Below are 20,624 nucleotides of genomic sequence, written 5' to 3' on the forward strand. Positions count from 1 at the left end.
CCTAGAGCCTATTATGCCTTTTCAGTTCGTGTTTAATGATAACTTGTCGTCTAAGATATTTAGCCTCTCTCTTCAGGTGCTAAGCTTTTCAGATAAGCTTCAGCCTCAGAATATACCCTTTCTGCTTGAACAATATAGCGACACAAGTAACTCGGCGGAGTCTTTAAGTTCTGTCCTTGTCTTTCCAGCAGACCTTTCCGGCCGGATAAACTTTCTTTAAACATATCACCTTGGTCACCAGCTATCTTTACAGGAATTTGATCATGCAATTTTTGGATTTTATCTGCTAGCTCTAGGGCCTTCATCCGATAGCCTGCAGCAAAGGTATCCATGGCTTCATCTAAAGTGTTTTTCGCTTGTTCCACTTCATATTTGCCGATATTAGCTTCATCATTAACGCTTTTAGCTACATTATATGCCGTTTCAAAAGGAGCCAGCAAATCAGCGTCATACTTAATATCATCTCCACCAATTTTCGTATTATTGGCATCCAACCACGCTTTGGCTTTGGCAAGACTTGCCTCTAGAACTTGCTTATCAGCTTTTTCTGCCGGCGCTAAGGTCTTTAAGTAGGCTACAGCGGCTTGATAATCTTTTTCTGCACGCGCGTAGAAAAAGTACAGTTGAGCAGGACTCATAACCTTATTCTTGGCATACTTCTTCAGAAGGGTAATGTGACCACCTACTTTGTCTTTATGTCCTATGAGCTCGGAATCGCTATCGCTTTCCGGAATGCTTTTGTTTAATGTTTCCATTTTAATCGCTAGGTCGCTTAATTTCTGCTGGTTGGCACTACGGAAGCTGACCATGGCCTTATCTAAATTCTTTTGAGCTTCTGTTACCTCACTTTGTTTTGCGATTTCATTATCGTTAATGCCTTTGGCCTGCTCATAACTCGCTTTGAACGGAGCAAGAAGGGCTTCATCGTATTTGACTGTAATGCCATTACTGGTCGTGTTGTTGGCATCCAACCATGCTTTGGCTTTGGCAAGACTCGCTTGTAGAGCTTGCTTATCCGCTTTTTCTGCCGGCGCTAAGGTCTTTAGGTAGGCTACAGCGGCTTCATAATCTTTTTCTGCACGCGCGTAGAAAAAGTACAGTTGAGCAGGACTCATAACCCTATTCTTGGCATACTTCTTCAGAAGGGTAATATGACCACTCACTTTGTCTTTATGTCCTATGAGCTCGGGATCGCTATCGCTTTCCGGAATGCTTTTGTTTAATGTTTCCATTTTAATCGCTAGGTCACTTAACTTCTGCTGGTTGGCACTACGGAAGCTGACCATGGCCTTATCTAGATTCTTTTGAGCTTCTGTGACCTCACTTTGTTTTGCAATTTCATTATCGTTAATGCCTTTGGCCTGCTCATAACTCGCTTTGAACGGAGCAAGAAGGGCTTCATCGTATTTGACTGTGATGCCGTTACTGGTCGTGTTATTGGCATCCAACCATGCTTTGGCTTTAGCAAGACTTGCCTGTAGGGCTTGCTTATCGGCTTTTTCCTGAGGAGTCGGTTGGGGCTCTGAGCCCGGTCCCGGATTTGGCAACGGTTCTACCGAACCGCTACCGGAATCAATTGATTTGCTAAAATCTAAGCGGTACAAGTCATACGGAATGCTCACAGCTCTTCCATCTTCTTGGTCCGTTTCCAGAGGTAATCCTTTCACTTGGAGTTCAACCCGTTCAGTTGGGTTGGTCGGCACCATAACGGCACGATCACCTAGCACATCTACATGATAAGTCTTGCCGTTTTTATCGACATAATTAACCCTAACTTCAATTTTTTTACCAGCAATTTCCGCAAATTCTTCTTTTTTCATTTTTACATAAACGATAAATTCATCCCATTGAGCGTCCGGTGGCGTAAAGAAAATCTTACCGTCTGTTGTACCTTCTTTTAGCCGATACTCGATAGATTGTAATTTGAGTCTTTCAGAGAGCGCAATACCACTCATTGACATTGGATACCGGGAACCAGAGGCTTGATGAATGAATTCTACCTTTAACCCATTGGATAACCGGCCACCGATGGTTTCCTCATTCAACACCATGCCGTCCGGAATAACGGCACCGGTTGTTTGATTGATTACCTTAATGCCTTTCGCAGCAAAATCTTTGCCTTGAATGATTTCTTGTTTATTGCCACGCTTGGTAAGAACCACTTCATAATCTTTATAAAGGAATTTCTCACCTCGAACATACCCGGTAATGCCGTCAGCCTTGGTTAGCTTGTTGTACTCCACATGGCTTCCACGCACTTTCATTTCCAGGACATTATTATCCGGTCTTGCTTTTTGCAGCGCATTCACTACTGCGTTAGCTGTTCCGCGCGCCGTCCAGGTAGCCCCTGTATGAACATCCGGGGTTCCGGGGATTCGATCGTAATTGGCCGCTTTTAATTTTCGCGTGACCGTATTGCCAAGAATATCCAAAATATTAACCGGCAGCATATTTGCCAATCCGCTGGGCGCACCTGCCGCACTGCCAAAGAAGTGTTCCATAGCCTTAGCATAAGCTGCATCACTATGCTGCTCTTTAGCAGCCATATCATACATGCCCTGGACTAGGTCTAGTTTCGTATTCAATTGCGCCGCTAAACTTTGTGGGTCTTGCTTATCCTTAAGGGTATTAATGATACGATGGAAGCCTATCCGCTCAAATTTACCACCGTCATCAATCTTAGCGTCTTTTTCCGTTTTTTCAATGGCTTTGATTTTCCCGCCTTCAACGGTAACCGTTACGTAAATATTTTTCAAATAGCCACGGCCAATGCCTTGATAAGTCCCGTCCGTGTAAACCTTCCCAGCATCTAAAGCCTTCAACTCTTTAATCGGCCTAATGCGCACGGTGCTGAAATCATTGGCTTTTGCCTTAACGCTCACAAGTAAGGGAACCACTTTCGTGCTGCCATCTGAAAACTTAATCGTAACCTGGACGTTTTTATCACCAGATGCATCAAAGGTAACCGTTTCGGGGGTCACAACATGCGCACCATCCGGCAAGTCATCAAACTGCGCTTCAATAATAGACGCCGTCAGTGGCATATTCACCGCCCAATCTAAAGCTCGAGGCAAACTATCATACTCATCCGCTTCTTTTTTCTCCTGCAATGCCATTCTTTTTAGATAGTCTTTGGCGGCTTGGTAGTCTTTCAACGCAGTAGCGTGCATGCCATACAGCTGAGCCGGGGAAAAGCTTTTGTTGTTTGCATATTTTTTTAACTGCTTGATTTTGCCTTCAAGGGTTTCTCTGTGCCTAGTCAATTCTGCATTGTTTTCATCTTCCGGCATTTGATCATACAACTTTTGCATTTGCTCTGACAGTTCGGGCAGTTGTGCACGATGGGCGCTGACGAACTTGTCCATGGCGGCGGCTAGGCTGCTTTGGGCTTGATCGACTTCGTTCTTCTTGGCGTCGGCTTTTTCCTGAATGCCTTTGGCCTGGTCATAACTCGCTTTGAACGGAGCAAGAAGGGCTTCATCGTATTTGACTGTGATGCCGTTACTGGTCGTGTTATTGGCATCCAACCATGCCTTGGCTTTGGCAAGACTCGCTTGTAGGGCTTGCTTATCAGCTTTTTCCTGCTCTTCCTGGGGAGGCGTCGGTTCTGGTGCCGGTTTCGATCCCGGTTTGGTCGAGCTGCTCCCAGAATGGCTTGAACCGCTTGACCTACTTGAACTCCGGCTCCCTTGCGGTTTCTCCTTGTCTTGAATCTTTTCTTCCTTTCGGACCGGCTTGCCGTCAATCAAAATGCGGCTGTTTTTATCCGCAGCAACTGCCTTGTCCAGCTTCACGTTTTTTAATGACAAGGTCGGCTGGGTTGAAGAAGATTTCCCTGCTGAGTTGCCTTCAACAGCCAGTGTCAATTGTCCCTTAATATGGCCGCCCTCTAAGCTAACACCGTCTGTGGTGACGGTAACATCATTAACATCACCAAGCTTATAGGTACCAGGAATAGAGAATACCGGATTTTTATGAATTGCCCGATCCAGCCATAGAATGGCTTCCGTCCGGCTGCACGGTACTTTCAAATTTTTAGGCAGGTCTGTTGTCGCAACAACACCATCAATTAGGCTTCTTTCCACGGACGTTTTTGCCCAATCGGACACAGCGTCAACGGTTACATTTGATTTAACGGTCTGCTGGTTGAGCTTTGACAATCGGGATGCCACGGCAATGGCCTGCTCAGCAGTTAAGGTCTCAGTCGGTGCAAAAGTGTTTGGGTCAAATCCCACCAAATATCCTGCAGAAACGGCACGAGCCACATCTTCATAGTACCAGTCATCCGGTTTAACATCTTTAAAACGGGTAATGTCCGTTTTTTTATTGAACTTCTCAGCGCGATTGATTAACGCGGCGAACTCTGCGCGCGTGATTGGTTTTTCCGGGTTAATATTCCCCTCTTGATCACCCTTGAGCTCTCCACTGGCAATCCAAGATTTTAAAAGTTTTTCGTGCCGATGTCCGGCAATGTCCGACCCTCCTTTTTCCATATGCGTCATACTCGCCTGTGCTGTTTGAGTTTGCTCGGCAGCCAATACATTCACCGGCATACCAGTTGCCAATAGGCTTACGCTGAGAATAGTAGCGCAAATTTTTTTGGTCATGTTGTTATTCTCCATTGGGTCATCCTTTCTAATTTACAGCAGCAATTTGCATCTATTGATCGATAAAGGCAGAAAATTTCTGCCCTTATGGATAACTGGTTTATGCTGGCTCCACAGTTTCCGTTACCATGGCACCGTCATAGTCAGCTTGAGCGGCCTCCAGCGCCTTGGTCAAGGCTTCCATTAAAGCAGACCACTCGTCTTGAGAAATAGTTCTTGTTGGCTCTGTGCCAAAGAATGATGCCATCTCGTCTTTAGCGTCTGACCAGCTCTTAAGGGCTTTTCCCCATAAGGCATGCTCAGTTTCCGACTTGTGCTTGAGTGCTTCAATTTCTTTATTTTTTTCATCCAGTGCCTTATCTTTTTCCGCCAGCAGTGTCCTTAACTCGGCAAGGTCTTCATTCGCTTCACCAGCTGGGGTCCCACCGGGAGCAGAAGGAGCACTGCTGAGGGCATTTTTCACTGCTTCGATTAAGCCTTTAGATGTATAGGTGCTCCCGCTAATAACATCTACGTCCAAACGCTGTCCGGCAATCATCGCTTTTGGTATTTCTTTAAATGGTCTTCTTCTATATTTTGAGCTTTCAGCATTTTTCAGAACTTTAATTTCAGTTAGTTTTCCGCCGGCAACGGTCACTTCCACTTCAATGGGCCTTCTTTCTCCATTTAAAGCAGCATACTCATCCGGATCCACCTCCTGCATGCTGTCCGGTCCGGTTGACCCATGATAACCATAGCCCTTACCTGTATAGACACCATCCGGGATTTTTGTTAAATCCAAGCCGGTTTTCGGTTGCTCCGACTGTTGACCAGCCTCCAATTCTCGGATCTTCGCTTTTAGACTTTCAATTTCTTTGGCATGTTTTTCCTCTAAGGCTTTGATGAGCGCATCACTGTCACCACTGCCGGCCCCGGCAAAGGAGGCTTTCATGGCCTGAATCACAGCATTTTTCAAGGCATTTGACGTGAAAGTTGCCCCGGATACGACATCAACCCCCTGCACCCCTTGCTTAGCAATAATTTGAGGAATAATTTGCTCTATCGCATCGCTATAATAGGGGTCTGTTTCACCGGACCGGTCCAAGACATCAATAGCGGTTATTTTTTTATCCTTTACGGTAATCGAAAGCTTCAAGGTGTCATGGCCCTGGTCCCCGTACCCTCGAGCACTCCCCATAAAGGTGCCATCGTGCAATTCTCCACCGGTCAAGGAAGAAGCCAGTTGTTGGTTCAATGTCTCTATTTCTTCTTTTAAGCGCTTGTTTTCTTCTTCCAACGCCGGATTTCCGCCGGCATCTTGCTCACTTTTAAGCCCTGCTGATTGACGCAGCGCCCGAACCGTTGCTTTTAAGATGGCCTTTGATGAAAAAGTCGCGCCACTGACAACATCAACGCCGGCTGTGCTGCCACGAGATAGCACATTATTTATCAAGCCTTCTGCCTGGGCGAAATATTGGGCGTCTTCAGACTGATCGACAATATCCAAAGCGGTGATGCGTTTATTTTTAACAGTAACACGCACTGTTACAGCACTCTTATACCCTTGTGCTGTGCCGGTAAAGGTCCCATCTTGCCACTGGTCAGCAGGGGGTTCGCTTTCTCCATTGTCGGATTTTTTAAGTTGTTCGTTTTCCGCTTTCAGCTTTTTAATGGTCGCTTCCAAATCTTGTTTAGCCTTTTTGAAGGCTTGGTCATCCACCCGTCCACTCGCTTGGCTTAGCGCATCGTTGACCGCATCAAGTAAGCCAGTAGAACTAAAGGTGGCTCCGGAAACCGTATCAACTCCGATGGTACCGCCAGCTTTTACAACTGCTGCTAAAAGAGGCAAGGCTTTATCAAGATAGGCCTTATCATCATCACTGGAGATAAGCTTAGCCGACTGTATTTTCCCGTCTTTAACCACCACTTCTACGGTGGATAGGGTATTGTACCCCTTGGCAGAGCCTTGATAAACCCCATCTTTTAAAGCGCCACTCGGGGGCGCAGGTGCATTTTTCTTTTTCAAAGCAGCCAACTGTTCTTTTAATTTTTTATTTTCTTGTTCAAGACGCCCTGTCCCGGCAGCCTCTGCAGTACCGGTTTTTTTCTCAGAAGCAGAGCCACCTGCTTTTTCCAACGCATCGTTAAGTGCATTAAGTAAGCCATTCGATGAAAATGTTGCTCCGCTGACCACGTCAATACCATCCGTACCTTTTTTCCCAATGGCTTGGTCCAATATCCGCATGGCATTGTTGATGTAGGGCGCATCATCATTACCGGAAATCATTCTTGCCGATGCGATAACACCATTAGCAATCACAACTTCTACGCTCAAGCTTCCGGCATAGCCCTGCCCTGTCCCAATATACGTACCGTCCTGCAAATGAGCAAAGCTTTTTGCTGCAGCTGCCGCCGGTTGACGCATTCCACCGGACCGGCCCTGACCTGACGAACGACTTCCTGCCGCTGATGAGTGGGGAGCGGCCTTGCCACCGGCTTTCGCCAAAGCATTAGCAGTCGCTTCTATGATAGCCCTACTGGTAAAGGTGGCACCTGAAACAGTATCCACTTCCAAGTTACCCTTTGCCAAGATACGTTGGATAACGCTTGCTCCTTTTTCATAGTAACCCGGTGTTTCTGTATGACTTAGGACTTTTAAATCGACAATCTTTCCTCCCTTAACGGTTACCTGAACGGTCACCGTTCCGGAATAACCTTCTGCACTACCTGTGTACGTGCCATCTTTCAAACCATCCGGCGTACTTTTTTTAATGTTGCTGAGACCCGTTGGCTTGCTCCGTTCCGGCCTGACGCGCGCCTGCTTCTGAACGGATTGGCTATCCTCACCTGCAGATCCCATGGCATAACCGGTTGTTAGACTGGTTAAGAGCGACAGCGTTAAAAGAATACTGATAAAACTTTTATTCATTCTTCACCTTCTTCCTTTAGCTATGCTTTTGCTTTCTCGATTGCCTGATCTACTGCGTCTAAAAATCCGCAAGAGCTAAATGTCGCGCCGGAAACAGTATCTGTTTTTGTCGTTTGCTTTTCCATAACAGCTGCCATGAGCGGCTGTATTTTGGTGATATAATCAGCATCATCCTTTGTCTCAGTTATTTTCGTTTGAGCAATCCAGCCGTTTTTTATAGTAACTTGCACCGTCATGTCACCATTATAACCTGGAGCAGAGCCAGTAAATGTCCCATTGCGATAGGGTCCCGGCGCGCGACTGTCAACATCAGCAGTGGCACCGGATGTATCCGCTTCAACCACTTCCGCTTGAGCAACCACGCTGCCTAAGCAGATGCCAATAACAACACAGGTCACAAGCCATTTTTTCCTACTTTTTGTCATGACACCATCCGCCCCTCTCTCACAACGCGCATCACAGCGAATACCAGCGCTTTCACCGGCTGGTAAAAGCGCAAAATAAGATAGACTGCAAATAAAATTGTATAGGCAGTCACTGCAACACCATAGCCTTGCCAATCATGAGACGCATAAGCCAGCACCACATGTGCGTACACAAAGGCATAGAACAAATACGCATGCCGCTGAAGCGCCTTCCAGCGTTTTCCTTTCATCAATTTTCTAACCCTTGGAAAAGACGTCACCCAAAGTGGTATGAAGATGGCGCCGGCATAAACGCCAAACAAAATTACCATACTATAAAGCCAAAAAGCACGACCGGTCAAGTGGCTAAAGCGATCCATATGCACCATAAGATCTATCAAATAATGTACCAAATGCGGCAATAAAGTGATGCCCGCAACAATAGACAACTCACCGCGAATACGCATGATTTTTTTTCTTACATCCCATTTTCTCGGCAAAACGGCGCCAAACATGACTACAATAAAAATTGCTGTAGCCAGCGTTCCATTATCGAACAAAGCTGAGATAGCGCTAACGGATGTACTCAACTTCAATTGCCAGCCTTGTAGCGATAAAACATAACCCGCCGTAGCAGTAATGGAAAAGATACAGGCTGCTGAATAAAGCGCCCAATCCCAAAGGCCAATGTGTTTACCTAAAACCTTCGTTAACAGAATCGTTATAATGATACATATGATTAAATCCATAGCCCCTCCAACAAGTCATTATTTTTAGTGCCATACTTCATACACCCCAACTCACAAAACGCTTTTATTGTTAGGATTATATCTTTGGGTATTCCAACAACACAAAAGGCCGCGCTGAATGTTATACCTTCCAGCGCAGCCTTTTTCTTATCCTAACGTTATTTTACTTGAACTGAGCTTCAAACTGCGAGAAAGCGTCTAAAATAGCTTCTTTTGCTGCATTTGAACTAATTGTAGCACCGCTTACTGCATCAATATTTTTATCATTACGATTTGCATTGTCATAAAGCGTTTGCAAACCTTCAAAATCAGCCTTAGATTTAATCCCCTTTCTTTTAATCACCTCAAGGAAGCTCTCTGTGCGCGGGTCCTCTTCTGGATTTCCATAGATCATATTGTTCCAATAATCTTGATTTTTTATGAAAATAGGACCATAGTCTTTAATCGGACCAGAGGAGAATTCTCCACCATCTTCCATAGTGTAAGTAAGCTCATCCACTTGCTCAAGGGTAGCAGATCCCGCGCTATTTTGGGGATCAACGCCCTCTTTAGCTATAGCAGGATTTAATTCAAACTTCTCAACTTCATGTTTATCGTTAAAGGTAACGGTTGCTACCAAGTAGTAGCTTGTTGCACCTGTCCAAGTCTTATCAAGTTTTTCCCCACGTTCACGCGCCGGCTTTAATCGTTCATCCGTTTTATCGTTTTTATCAATCCGCTTTACATGGGCAAGCCCTTTAAAGGTATACTGAATCGTCTTCCCGGTGCGAAGTTCAAAAGGCAATTCTAAATCTTCATACTCATCGCTTTGAAGAAGCAGGGTATACTTCCCGGCATCACTTGCTGTCAGGTGTTTCAAAGCCAGGGTTCGCTTAGCAAAGTCTAAGACATACTTATCCTCAGCAATGACCTCTTCACCTTTTTTCAAAACAGCCTTGGTCACAGTTCTGTCTTGAATTTCAGCAGGCAATTGCACAAGTGTATCTTGATCATTAAGGATGACGACACTATTTATAGAGGAGTATTCACCATTTGCCAATTTACCGGGTTTTTGCGTTTTTGCTTCTGCCATGGCATCTACCAACTCTTTATAGATTGCTTTCAAATTTGCATTGTTCATTCTAGAGTCTTCAATGCCCTTTTTAGCCGCTTCAATCGCGTCCTTTAAGCGCTTATTACCCGGTCGAGTTTTATGCAGTTCTTGCGCCTCAGGCAATTCTTCAAGGATATCAAGGCGGTGGAACAATTTTTCACTTTTATAAAAGGCCAATTGGATATTAGCAGGACTAAAGGATTCTGATTGTTTCAAGTTTGACAATTCTTCGGTAAGACTGTCTAATTCTTCTTTAATAAACTCATTATCAACTTGACTTGCCCCATCCGTTAATACATCAAGTGTATCCTCAATACCCGCACGCATTTTTGCTTCGAAGTCCTTTTCCGCTTGAATTAAGGCTTCTTTTTCCGCTTTCAACTCATTATTGCTAAGCTCTCCACTTTTAAGGCCGTTTTCAGCCTTGGTCAAGGCCTCTTGAAGAGGGCCGCCCTTATCCTTGTCAAATTCCACCTGCATGAACTTCGCACTTGCAAACCAGCCTTTAACTTTTTCAATTTCATTTTTTAAGGCTGTCTGCGCTTCAGATAATTGGCCAGACTCACCAGGGTTATCTGAGATTTCTTTAAACATATACGTGTAAACGTCGTAGAAATCAAATTTTTCTTTTTGACCGCCCTGCAAAGCGTCCTTGCCATAGTTCACACTAACTGTTTCTTCAGGAGTAGAGGGTACTTGGAAGGCTTGGTCCGGTTTGCCTTGGAGAATATATTGCTGTCCTTTTTTATCTTCTAAAATAACGCGCACTTCAATCTTTTGATTGGCAATCTTTTTAAAGGTACTCTCCGGAACCGGCATGGTAAATTTAAAGCGATCAAAACCAGGCTTAGGCGTATAGAGATTTTTCCATTCATCAGTACCGGCGATACGATATTGGAATTCCTTTTGCTTCAATTTTTGAGCCACGTTAACGAGAACAAGGAGTTCCTTTTTAACCCCGGAATCTTTATGGACAATGTTCAGTTCCAGGCCCTCTACCAAAGGATGACCGATATTTTCTTCCGTTAAAGGCATCCCATCCGGAATTTCTTTACCATTCTCTTTCTGTTCAACGCGAATGTTATTTTTAGCGAAATCCGCCCCTTTAATCGTTTCTGTTTGTCCACCGCGTTTTTTAAAGACAATGGTGTAATCACTAAAGTTGAAGGGATCACCTGCGTCATAACCCGTTGCCTTATCTTTACCGGCGTATCGGTCAAACTTAACCCGGTCCCCTTTAATTTCCAATCCTAAGATATTATTTTTAGGGTTCGCTTTATTGAGGGCATCAATGATTGCATTCGCTGTCCCATGACCGGTCCATGTGGCTCCGGAAGCGACATCCACTCGGTCATATTTAGCGGCTTTCAGCTGATGCAAAACTTTTTTACCAATAGCATCGTAAGCGGTAATTTGGCTGCGGTAAATATTTTCAATGCCGCGCGGAGCATTTTCTTCCGTAGAGAAGAACCGTTTCATAGCCTCTTTATAGGCTTCGTCACTATGTCCTTTTTCTGCAGCAAAAGCATACATCGCCTGAGTAACGTCTATTTTTGTATTTAACTGGGCAGCAACGCTTTGCGGATCTTGTTTATCAATGATTGTCTTAATAACATTTTCAAATCCACGCCGTTCATAATCGCCACCATCATCAATTTGCCCATCTCCAGCTTTATCCACCGCAACAATTTTGCCATTCTGGACCGTAACTTTGACATATAAGTTTTTCTGATAACCCAAGGCAAAACCTTCATAGACGCCGTCCACATAACCGCGATCATTATCCAAAGCCTTTATGGCTTCAATGGGTTTTACCGTCAGGCCACTATAATCATCCAGTTTTTCTTTAACATTTAAGGTAACATCCTGCTGCTTAGTACTTTTATCAGGAAATTCAATGGTAACGGTTACCTTTTGGGTCCCTGACTTTGTGAATTGGTGGGTCTTAGGTGCAATAATTTTTGCACCCTTAGGGAATGCTTTAAAGGTTTTTTCTAATTCTGTATTGGTTATGGGACGGTTGAGCAACCAATCCATAATCCGAGGGAGCTCATTATAGGATTCTGCCTGAGTTTTTTTAGAGGAACCGTTTCCTCCCGAGCTACTACTGGACGAACCGCCAATAATAACGTTATCTTTACTCCCCTCCTGAGTTTTCGCCTTCTTCCCATCTTGAATGACGTCTATATCTTTCGGAGCAATAATCGGTTTGTTGACTTTCACATTTTCAAGGGTTACCACCTTGCCCTTTTCTCCAGGCGCAGCAGTAATGGTAAGCTGCCCAGCTATAGTGGTGTCTTTAATGGTTACGCCGAGACTTTGCACCTCAACATTATTAACCTCTCCAAGCTTGTAACTTCCCGGAACACTAAGGACTGGGTTTTTATTTAAACTCCGATCCAACCAAAGAATATTTTCCGCACGTTTACTCGGGCTGCTGAGACTGGCTTGCAAATCCTTGGTGCTGAAAATCCCTCTCGCAATAGCTTCTTTGAACGCATCTTTAGCCCAAGGGGCGACAGTCAGGTTTGCAGGTAATTCGATATCTTTGCTGGTTTGTCTAGGCAGGTCAGAAAGGCGTAAAGCAACCGCAACCGCTTGTTCCGCAGTAACCTTTCCCTCAGGAGCGAAGGTATCTTGCCCCATCCCAACAAGATAACCGGCCTTAACAGCACGAGCAACTTCTGTAGCATACCAGGCATCTTTCGGGACATCTTTAAAACGGCTGATATCCGTCGTTTCTTGAAAACCTTTTACCCGATTGATAAAAGCAGCCAATTCCGCCCGGGTGATGGGTTGGTCTGGATTGATTTGACCATGGTCATCTCCTATCAATTTGCCATCGGCAATCCACCGTTCCAAAAGGGCTTCATACTTGTGTCCTTTTAGGTCCTTGTGGGCCATTTGAACAATAGGAGCCTCAGCAGCTTGCAGCTCTCCATTCAAAGTTGAAAAAGGCGTAGAGCTAACAATCAAGCTGGCAGCAAGCACTCCAGCACATAGTTTTTTGTTCTTCAAAACCATCTTCCTTTCTAAGTCTATAGTTGGTGAGCAATCCAGTATAAAGAGTAGAAAAAAATTGTATCGTCTGGTAATAAAAACTCGTATATTTTATTAGCTATTGCTCACTTTTGATAAAGTATAATCTTTTCTTCGCATATCGTCAAGTCTTTAATTAAGAACGTTAATGCAGCTTCATAAATGCATCTAATATAATCAAGTAGAAATTTTTTTGTTATTAATTTAGCCCACAAAAATAGTGCGAAGAGATCATTTCTCTTCGCACTATAAAAAATCTTTCAATTTAACAAGCCTATATTTTCCCTACTTTTCTTCCGAGGCTGCCTCTGTTAAAAGGCTTACCACTGTTTCTCGGATTTCTCCTATGCCAATTACCGGATGGGGGCGTTCGCCACTTTGTGCCAATTTGCCCAGTGCGCGGTGGATGGGGGTGTTGGTTTTTTCGGCCAGGTCTTCCATCAAGCTGAGGACATCTATATGACTGGTATCTTGTTCCGGGTAGAGGGCCTCACTGACTGCCTGTACGAATTTAAATGGGTTGGCGGTGGCGTCAACGACGACCAGGCGGTTGGATAAACCGGCGGCGGAAACACCAACGGCGGTGTGTGGGTCAAGCAGGTAGCGGCTGTCGGCAAAGACCTTGGCAATAACGTCCTTGGCAGCGTTTTCGTCAGCATCGGCAGCAGCAATGTCTTCTGCCATGGCGGCTTTCAGGTCTTCATCAACGGTAAATTGACCGCTTTCTTTTAATTCATCCATCCATTTGGCAATTTGAGTACCCTTGCGGCCTGATTTTAAATACAGGTAACGCTCCAAATTACTGGAAATCAAAATATCCATGGACGGACTGATGGTCCGGTAAAAGGGCCGGTTGGCATCGTAACGGCCGGTACGGAAAAAGTCGGTCAAGACATTGTTCTCATTGGAGGCACAAATCAGGCGACCAATGGGCAGGCCCATTTCCTTGGCGATGTAGGCAGCTAAAATATTGCCAAAATTACCTGTCGGGACGGAAAAATCAACATAATCGCCAAGCTTGATTTGACCGCGGCGCACCAAGTTTAGGTAGGCGGCCACATAGTAAACCACTTGCGGCGATAGCCGCCCCCAGTTAATGGAATTGGCGGATGAAAATTGATAGCCGATTTGGTCCAGTTGTCCAATCATATCCTGGTCGGCAAACAGCTCTTTCACGGCCGTCTGACAATCGTCAAAATTACCTTTTACGGCCACCACATGGGTGTTGTTGCCGTCAGTGGTCACCATTTGCAGCTCCTGCATGGGGCTCACCCCTTCATGGGGGTAAAAGACCACCACTTCTGTTCCCGGTACGTTTTTAAAGCCTTCCAGAGCGGCTTTACCCGTATCACCGGAGGTGGCCACCAAAATAACGACCTTCTTTTGGCAATGGTTCTTGCGCAAAGAGGTGACCAAAAGGTGGGGCATAATTTGCAGGGCTAAGTCTTTAAATGCCGCTGTAGGGCCGTGCCAAAGTTCTAAAATATAGCGATCTTCCGTCAACTTCACCAAGGGGGTAATGGACGGTTGCTCAAAATTTTCTTCGTTATATGCCGCTGTTACGCAAGAGGCAACTTCTTCCTCGGTAAAATCATCCAACAGCATACCTAAAATCCATTTGGCCAATTCCTGATAAGAATCTTCCACATGGACGCGAAAGGCCTCTAAGTCCAGCTTCGGAAATTGATCCGGAAGATAGAGGCCGCCTTCCGGCACCATGCCACGCATAATGGCTTCCGATGCATGAACTGCTTTACTATTATCTCTGGTGCTGACAAACATAGTTTAACCTTCCTCTTCTTCTGTCTTCGAGGCCTTGACGTCCATCCGCGCCAAGGCAATACGATACCCGTTGGCACCGTAATTCAAGCATTTTTTCACCCGGCTGATGGTTGCTGTACTGGCACCGGTGGTTTCCGCTATATGCGTATAGGTTTCATCTTCTGACAACATCACAGCCACATCCAACCGTTGAGCGATGGCATGGAGTTCTGAAATGGTGCAAATATCTTCAAAAAAACGATAGTATTCTTCTCTGGTTTCCAAAACCGAAATGGCTTCAAAAAGTCGATCCAGAGAAGGGCTTGCTAATTTAGATTCGTACATCGCGCGCTCCTTTATGGGTTTAACGCATTAAATTATGGCTATCATACCGCAAGCACGCCCATCTGTCAATCCTAAAGAAAGCTCAACCCGATGCCCAGGACCGCTGAGCAGGCAATAATCTTGATCGGGCTGATGTGAAAGCGCAATGACGCAATAACGGACGCCACCGCTATGACGACCGCCAAAGCATTGCTAAAAGCCGGCAGGCCCGGAACGGTTTCAAAAAAAGCGCTTTGCCCAACGGTCCAGGCAGCAAAAAAAATCATGCCCACCACGACCGGTCGAATCCCGTCCATAATCCGGTTCATAAATTCTGCGCCCCGCTTGGTGTAGAGGAGGCGAACCACTGTCATCACCAAAATAAAGGCCGGCAGGCACAGAGAGAAAGTCGCCACCAGGGCGCCGGGAATGCCGGCCATCTTAAAGCCGACAAAGGTAGCGGTATTGATGGATATCGGTCCGGGCGTGCTTTCGGAAACAGCGATAATATCCGCAAATTCAGAAACAGTAATCCAGCCCCGCTCCACCACTGAGTCCTGAATAAAAGGAACGATGGCATATCCGCCGCCAAAGCAGAAGACCCCAATCATAAAGAAAATGCTGAACAATTGGCAGTAAATCATAAGCGCTCCTTTCCAAGCCCAGAGTATACATAACCGGCTAAGGCACCGGCAATAATAAGGAAAATCGGATTAAAGAGGGACAGATAGGTCAAGACTGCCGCCGCAATAATCAGCGCCCAGCCAAATACGGTTTTCAGGCTCTGCTTGCCCATTTTAACAGCAGCCCCGAAAACCAAGCCGGAAACAGCTGCCCGTATCATAAAGAACATACCTGCCACATGGGGATTATCCCTATAGGCTATAATGAGATTTGCCAAAATCATAATGATGAAAAGAGACGGCAGGGTGGCGCCCAAGACGCAGACAACCGCTCCCACAAGCCCCTGCAACCGGTAGCCAACCTGGGTGGCGCAGGTCACCACCATCACGCCCGGCAAGGATTGAGAGATGAGAATAATGCGATCCATTTCATCTTCGTCGATCCAGCCCTCCGTTTCACAAATATCTTTGTAAATGATGGGCAGCATGGCGTAACCGCCACCAAAGGTAAAGGCGCCGATCCGTAAAAATACGAGAAACAACCTGCCCAAAAGTCGCCCCTTTAACCGCATAATTTTCCCCCTTAACAATAAAAACGATTGGAGGCTATCCAATCGTTTAAATACAAGTTTTTCCCACATCGCCGTATGCACGCAGTGTTTTGAACCTGCCCAAGCAGGTGGGTGCCTTCCGGGCAGCTGCCATGTAGCACTGAAGCTGCATATTCACTGTCCGAGTTAGGGCTCCCTTATAAAAATGTGTTGGAACAAAACTGACCACGTACATACCAACGTAGCAGGAAATTTATTTGATTTTATTCTATCACAGACCCTGGGGTCTTTCAAGCCTGGTCGCCGCTAGGGGCCTCTTTCACATCAAGCTTCAGGTGCAAGTCACGCAATTGCTGACGTGCCACCGGTGATGGCGCATCGACCATAAGGTCAACAGCGCTTTGCGTTTTTGGGAAGGGAATGACGTCACGAATGGTTTTTCTACCACACAGCAACATGAGCATCCGGTCCAGGCCGATGGCCAATCCGCCATGAGGCGGTGCCCCATATTCAAAGGCTTCCAAGAGGGTATTGAACTGGTCTTCATACACTTCCGGTGCCAGGCCCAGCAAGTCAAATACACGCTCCTGCAGCGCCCGGTCGTGGATACGAATGCTGCCGCCGCCCAGCTCAATCCCGTTTAGAACCACGTCATAGGCCCGTGAACGGATGCGTCCCGGTGCATCTGCAAAGGTATCCAGGTCTTCAGCAATCGGCGCGGTAAAGGGATGGTGGACAGCGGTATAACGGCCTTCTTCATCATCGTATTCCAAAAGAGGAAATTCTCGAACCCACAAGAAGTTAAAAGCGTTTTCATCAATCAGGCCGCGCATTTCTCCCAGTTTCAGCCGCAAATGACCCAAGCTGTCGGAAACAACCTTAAAGGAATCGGCGCCGAAGAAGATAATATCGCCAACTTCCGCATCCATCCGTGTCAAGATGGACTGAACCAGGGCATCGTCTAAGAATTTGGTAATGGGCGATTTTAATTTGCCGTCTTCAACGACAATATAAGCCAAGCCCTTGGCCCCGTAAATCGATACGAATTTGGCTAAATCATCTAAAGTCCGGCGGCTCAGGTCGGCACAGCCCTTGGCATTGATGGCTTTAACCACCCCACCGGAGGCTACAGCACCGCTAAAGACTTTAAAGCCGCAATCCTTGGCGAGATCGGACAAGTCAACCAACTCATAGCCAAACCGGGTATCCGGTTTATCGCTGCCGAAGCGATCCATGGCTTCCTGCCAGGTCATTTGTGGAAAGGGCGTGGGAATTTCTTGATTCAATGTGGCTTTAAAAACATCTTTAATGATGGTTTCTGTGGTGGCGATAACCTCTTCTTCATCCACGAAAGACATTTCCAAGTCCAGCTGGGTAAATTCCGGCTGGCGATCGGCGCGTAAGTCTTCATCGCGGAAGCAACGGGCCACCTGGTAGTATTTTTCCACACCGGCCACCATCAGGAGCTGCTTGTACTGCTGGGGCGATTGGGGCAGGGCGTAAAATTTACCCGCATTGACGCGACTGGGCACCAAGAAATCACGGGCGCCTTCCGGCGTGCTCTTCATTAAAATAGGCGTATCCACTTCCCAGAAGCCTTGGGCGTCTAAGCTTCTGCGCATGGCCGTCATGGTTTCATGACGCAGGCGCAGGTTATCCCGCATTTCCGGACGGCGCAGGTCCAAGTAGCGGTATTTTAAGCGTTTGTTTTCATCTACGTCCACGTCATCCGTCAAATAAAAAGGCGGTGTTTTAGACCGGTTATAGATGACAATGTCACTGGCCACTACGTCAATGGTACCGGTGGACAGGTTCTCATTTTCCATGCCTTCCGGTCGTTTCTTAACGGTCCCCCGGACGCCAAGCACAAATTCACTGCGGATGTGCTCTGCGGTAGCAAAGGTTTCAGCAGAGCAGATTTCGGGATTGGCGGTCACTTGAACGATCCCGCTGCGGTCACGAAAATCGATAAAAATAACCCCGCCATGGTCCCGACGTTTTTGTACCCAGCCGGTCAATATGACTTCTTCGCCGATGTGCCCCTCAGTAAGGGCGGCGCATTCATGCGTTTTTTTCAGTGGCAACATGATTGATCCTCTCTTCCAAATATATCACAAGTTTATCCAAGGGCACTTCCGTCTGATCGCCGTCGGCCATTTGCCGCACGGTGGCATAACCGCCCAGCCGTTCATTTTCGCCAATCAGCACACTGTACCGAGCCTTTAACCGATCGGCGGTTTTCATTTGTGCCTTCAGGCTTTTGCCCATACAGTCCATTTCAACGGCAATGTCTTTTGCCCGCAATGCCTTGGCCAATTGAAAGGCCAATTGCGAGGCCTCCTGATCCAAAGGTGCCAAGTAGACACCCGGTACCGCCTCTTGGCCAATGTCAATGCCCTGGCTTTCTAAAATCAGCAAGAGCCGTTCCATACCGGCCGCAAAACCAACACCCGGCGTATCCTTCCCGCCGCAATTGTAAACCAGTTTATTGTAACGGCCGCCACCGCAAATGGCATTTTGAGCACCGCTTTTTTGCGTCATAATGACTTCAAAAGCCGTTTGCGTATAATAATCCAAGCCCCGCACCAGGGTCGAGTCCAGTTCATAGGGAATGCCCACCCCGTCTAAATAGGCGCGGACAGAGGAAAAATGATCCCGACAGTGGTCGCAGGCGTAATCGAGCGTGGTCGGTGCTTCTGCTGCCAAGCGCGTGCAGCCCTCTTCTTTACAGTCCAAAATTCTCAGGGGATTCCGATGCAAGCGGTCCTTGCAAGTATCACACAGGTCATCCAAATGCGCTTCAAAATACGCCACCAAGGCTTTTTCATAGGCCGGTCGGCAAGCCGGACAACCCACCGTGTTCAAAGAGACCTTCAGGTCTTGCAGGCCCAGGCGACTGAACAAGTCCACCGCAAAGGTGATGACTTCAGCATCCACCACTGGTGCATCGCTGCCCAAGACTTCGCAGCCGAACTGGTGAAATTGGCGGTAGCGCCCAGCCTGCGGCTGATCATAGCGAAACATCGGCCCGATGTAAAATAATTTTTGCGGTGCCGGACCGGCAAATAAGCGATTTTCAATATAAGCACGCACCACGCCGGCAGTGCCTTCCGGCCGCAGGGTCACATGGCGCAAACCTTTATCCTCGAATGAGTACATTTCTTTTTCGACAATATCACTGGTTTCCCCGACGCTGCGCAGAAAAAGCTCCGTATGCTCAAAAATAGGGGTGCGAATTTCTTCATAATGATACAGGGAAAATAAGCGACGAATGTGCGCTTCCAATGCTTGCCAGCGCTCCACTTCGCCGGGCAGTATATCATTAATGCCGCGAGGCCTTGTGGTTAGCAAAATGATCCCTCCAAGTACAGATTACAATAAAAAACGCCTCGTCTACGGACAGAGGCGTTCATAAACTTTACCGCAAAACTACATTAAATTGTAGTCATTAAAACTATTTTTGTCAACGGGTCAAGGGTCATACACCCCAACGAAAGTACGGATTATGGCGCCGTTCAAAGGTCAGGTTTGTCTTAGGCCCGTGCCCCGGGTAGAGGACCGTTTCATCAGGCAAGGCGGCCATCCGTTTCTGGACCGAGTTGACAAGGTCTTCAAAACTGCCCCCGTCCAAATCGGTCCGCCCAACGGTCCCTTTAAAGACCGTATCGCCGGTAAAGGCAATGCCGGCCTCCGGCAAGTACAAAACACACCCTCCCCGTGTATGCCCGGGGGTTAAAATCACCTGGATGGTCTGGCCGGCCAGAGAAAGGCGGTCGCCATCTTTCATTTCAACATCTGCCGCCTTGGTGTGAACCTTCATACCGAAGAAGTCCTGGGGAGTCCCCAGCATACCGGCATCTTCCCGACAAATATAGACGGGAATATCAAAGTGGCGCGCCACTGCATCGTTAGCGCCCACATGATCGTAATGGCCATGGGTGTTGATCACCATTTGCGGCTTTACCCCCAGGCGCTCAACAGCAGCGATAATTTTTGGCGCATCGGCCCCCGGATCGATAATCGCTGCGGATTTCTCGTCCGCATCGTACAAGATATAGCAGTTGGCTTCAATCGGCCCAACAACCAACGTTTCAACGTTCATATCATTCTCCTTTCGCTGACCTTACCGGACTTTCCACCAGCAAGGTGACCGGCCCGTCATTGGTCAAGCTGACCTCCATATGGGCTTGAAAACGACCGGTTGCCACCGGAAGGCCATAGGCCGCTAAGTCGGCGCAGAATTGCCGGTATAAGGCATCGGCCGCTTCCGGCGGCGCCGCTTCTGTAAAAGAGGGGCGGCGACCGCGGCGGGTTTCACCGTACAAGGTGAACTGGGATACAGCCAAAACCGCCCCGCCAATGTCCAAAACAGACCGGTTCATTTTACCGTCTTCATCCTCAAAAATGCGCAAATGCGCTACCTTATCCGCCAACCACCGGCTGTCCTCTGCTGTATCGGCGTGGGTCACCCCCAGTAAGACCAAAAGCCCGGTCCCGATGGCGCCGACTTGGTCACCGTCAACCTCCACCCGGGCCTGACTGACCCGTTGCACCAAAGCCCGCAT

The 20,624-nt window shown here is 47.0% G+C and carries 13 protein-coding genes and 1 other RNA gene; all 14 read right to left on the reverse strand.

Features of this window, described 5'->3' with window-relative positions; genetic code table 11:
* Positions 1-59 precede the first annotated feature (59 nt).
* Complete coding sequence (locus BLQ16_RS06400; protein ID WP_159428017.1) at positions 60-4,607, reverse strand: S-layer homology domain-containing protein; 4,548 nt, start codon at positions 4,605-4,607, stop codon at positions 60-62.
* 100 nt (positions 4,608-4,707) lie between these two features.
* Positions 4,708-7,515, reverse strand: a complete 2,808-nt coding sequence (locus BLQ16_RS06405) for an FMN-binding protein (protein WP_091791923.1) — start codon at positions 7,513-7,515, stop codon at positions 4,708-4,710.
* Positions 7,516-7,535: 20 nt separating this feature from the next.
* On the reverse strand, positions 7,536-7,940 hold the full coding sequence (locus BLQ16_RS06410) for an FMN-binding protein (RefSeq protein WP_091791924.1): 405 nt from the start codon (positions 7,938-7,940) through the stop codon (positions 7,536-7,538).
* Positions 7,937-8,668, reverse strand: a complete 732-nt coding sequence (locus tag BLQ16_RS06415; RefSeq protein ID WP_091791925.1) for a hypothetical protein — start codon at positions 8,666-8,668, stop codon at positions 7,937-7,939. The genes BLQ16_RS06410 and BLQ16_RS06415 overlap by 4 nt, the downstream gene beginning before the upstream one ends.
* 163 nt (positions 8,669-8,831) lie before the next feature.
* Entirely contained in the window at positions 8,832-12,779 is a 3,948-nt protein-coding gene (locus BLQ16_RS06420; RefSeq protein WP_159428018.1) for an S-layer homology domain-containing protein, read from the reverse strand.
* A gap of 306 nt (positions 12,780-13,085) precedes the next feature.
* Complete coding sequence (thrC, locus tag BLQ16_RS06425; protein WP_091791927.1) at positions 13,086-14,582, reverse strand: threonine synthase; 1,497 nt, start codon at positions 14,580-14,582, stop codon at positions 13,086-13,088.
* A gap of 3 nt (positions 14,583-14,585) precedes the next feature.
* Positions 14,586-14,906 (reverse strand): YerC/YecD family TrpR-related protein, encoded by a 321-nt coding sequence (locus BLQ16_RS06430; protein WP_091791928.1) that lies wholly within the window; start codon positions 14,904-14,906, stop codon positions 14,586-14,588.
* A gap of 71 nt (positions 14,907-14,977) precedes the next feature.
* Positions 14,978-15,529: a chromate transporter gene (locus BLQ16_RS06435; protein ID WP_091791929.1), complete on the reverse strand. Its 552-nt coding sequence runs from the start codon at positions 15,527-15,529 to the stop codon at positions 14,978-14,980.
* Entirely contained in the window at positions 15,526-16,080 is a 555-nt protein-coding gene (locus BLQ16_RS06440; RefSeq protein ID WP_159428019.1) for a chromate transporter, read from the reverse strand. Before BLQ16_RS06440 ends, BLQ16_RS06435 begins: the two co-directional genes overlap by 4 nt.
* A 56-nt stretch (positions 16,081-16,136) precedes the next feature.
* Positions 16,137-16,313: non-coding RNA, 6S RNA (gene ssrS, locus BLQ16_RS06445), on the reverse strand.
* A 36-nt stretch (positions 16,314-16,349) separates the two neighbouring features.
* On the reverse strand, positions 16,350-18,146 hold the full coding sequence (aspS, locus tag BLQ16_RS06450; protein ID WP_091791931.1) for an aspartate--tRNA ligase: 1,797 nt from the start codon (positions 18,144-18,146) through the stop codon (positions 16,350-16,352).
* The gene (gene hisS / locus BLQ16_RS06455; RefSeq protein WP_091791932.1) at positions 18,121-19,410 is read right to left on the reverse strand and encodes a histidine--tRNA ligase; all 1,290 of its coding nucleotides are present in this window, start codon (positions 19,408-19,410) and stop codon (positions 18,121-18,123) included. The genes aspS and hisS overlap by 26 nt, the downstream gene beginning before the upstream one ends.
* Positions 19,411-19,537: 127 nt before the next feature.
* The gene (locus BLQ16_RS06460) at positions 19,538-20,161 is read right to left on the reverse strand and encodes an MBL fold metallo-hydrolase (RefSeq protein WP_091791933.1); all 624 of its coding nucleotides are present in this window, start codon (positions 20,159-20,161) and stop codon (positions 19,538-19,540) included.
* A gap of 1 nt (position 20,162) precedes the next feature.
* Entirely contained in the window at positions 20,163-20,624 is a 462-nt protein-coding gene (dtd, locus tag BLQ16_RS06465; protein WP_091791934.1) for a D-aminoacyl-tRNA deacylase, read from the reverse strand.

Source organism: Peptococcus niger (genome assembly GCF_900101835.1).
GTDB lineage: Bacteria > Bacillota > Peptococcia > Peptococcales > Peptococcaceae > Peptococcus > Peptococcus niger.

Coding starts and splice junctions, on each gene's coding strand:
- aspS (WP_091791931.1), bottom strand. CDS start 18,146: ATGTTGCCACTGAAAAAAACGCATGAATGCGCCGCCCTTACTGAGGGG.
- BLQ16_RS06405 (WP_091791923.1), bottom strand. CDS start 7,515: ATGAATAAAAGTTTTATCAGTATTCTTTTAACGCTGTCGCTCTTAACC.
- BLQ16_RS06430 (WP_091791928.1), bottom strand. CDS start 14,906: ATGTACGAATCTAAATTAGCAAGCCCTTCTCTGGATCGACTTTTTGAA.
- dtd (WP_091791934.1), bottom strand. CDS start 20,624: ATGCGGGCTTTGGTGCAACGGGTCAGTCAGGCCCGGGTGGAGGTTGAC.
- BLQ16_RS06410 (WP_091791924.1), bottom strand. CDS start 7,940: ATGACAAAAAGTAGGAAAAAATGGCTTGTGACCTGTGTTGTTATTGGC.
- BLQ16_RS06435 (WP_091791929.1), bottom strand. CDS start 15,529: ATGATTTACTGCCAATTGTTCAGCATTTTCTTTATGATTGGGGTCTTC.
- BLQ16_RS06415 (WP_091791925.1), bottom strand. CDS start 8,668: ATGGATTTAATCATATGTATCATTATAACGATTCTGTTAACGAAGGTT.
- BLQ16_RS06460 (WP_091791933.1), bottom strand. CDS start 20,161: ATGAACGTTGAAACGTTGGTTGTTGGGCCGATTGAAGCCAACTGCTAT.
- BLQ16_RS06440 (WP_159428019.1), bottom strand. CDS start 16,080: ATGCGGTTAAAGGGGCGACTTTTGGGCAGGTTGTTTCTCGTATTTTTA.
- thrC (WP_091791927.1), bottom strand. CDS start 14,582: ATGTTTGTCAGCACCAGAGATAATAGTAAAGCAGTTCATGCATCGGAA.
- BLQ16_RS06400 (WP_159428017.1), bottom strand. CDS start 4,607: ATGACCAAAAAAATTTGCGCTACTATTCTCAGCGTAAGCCTATTGGCA.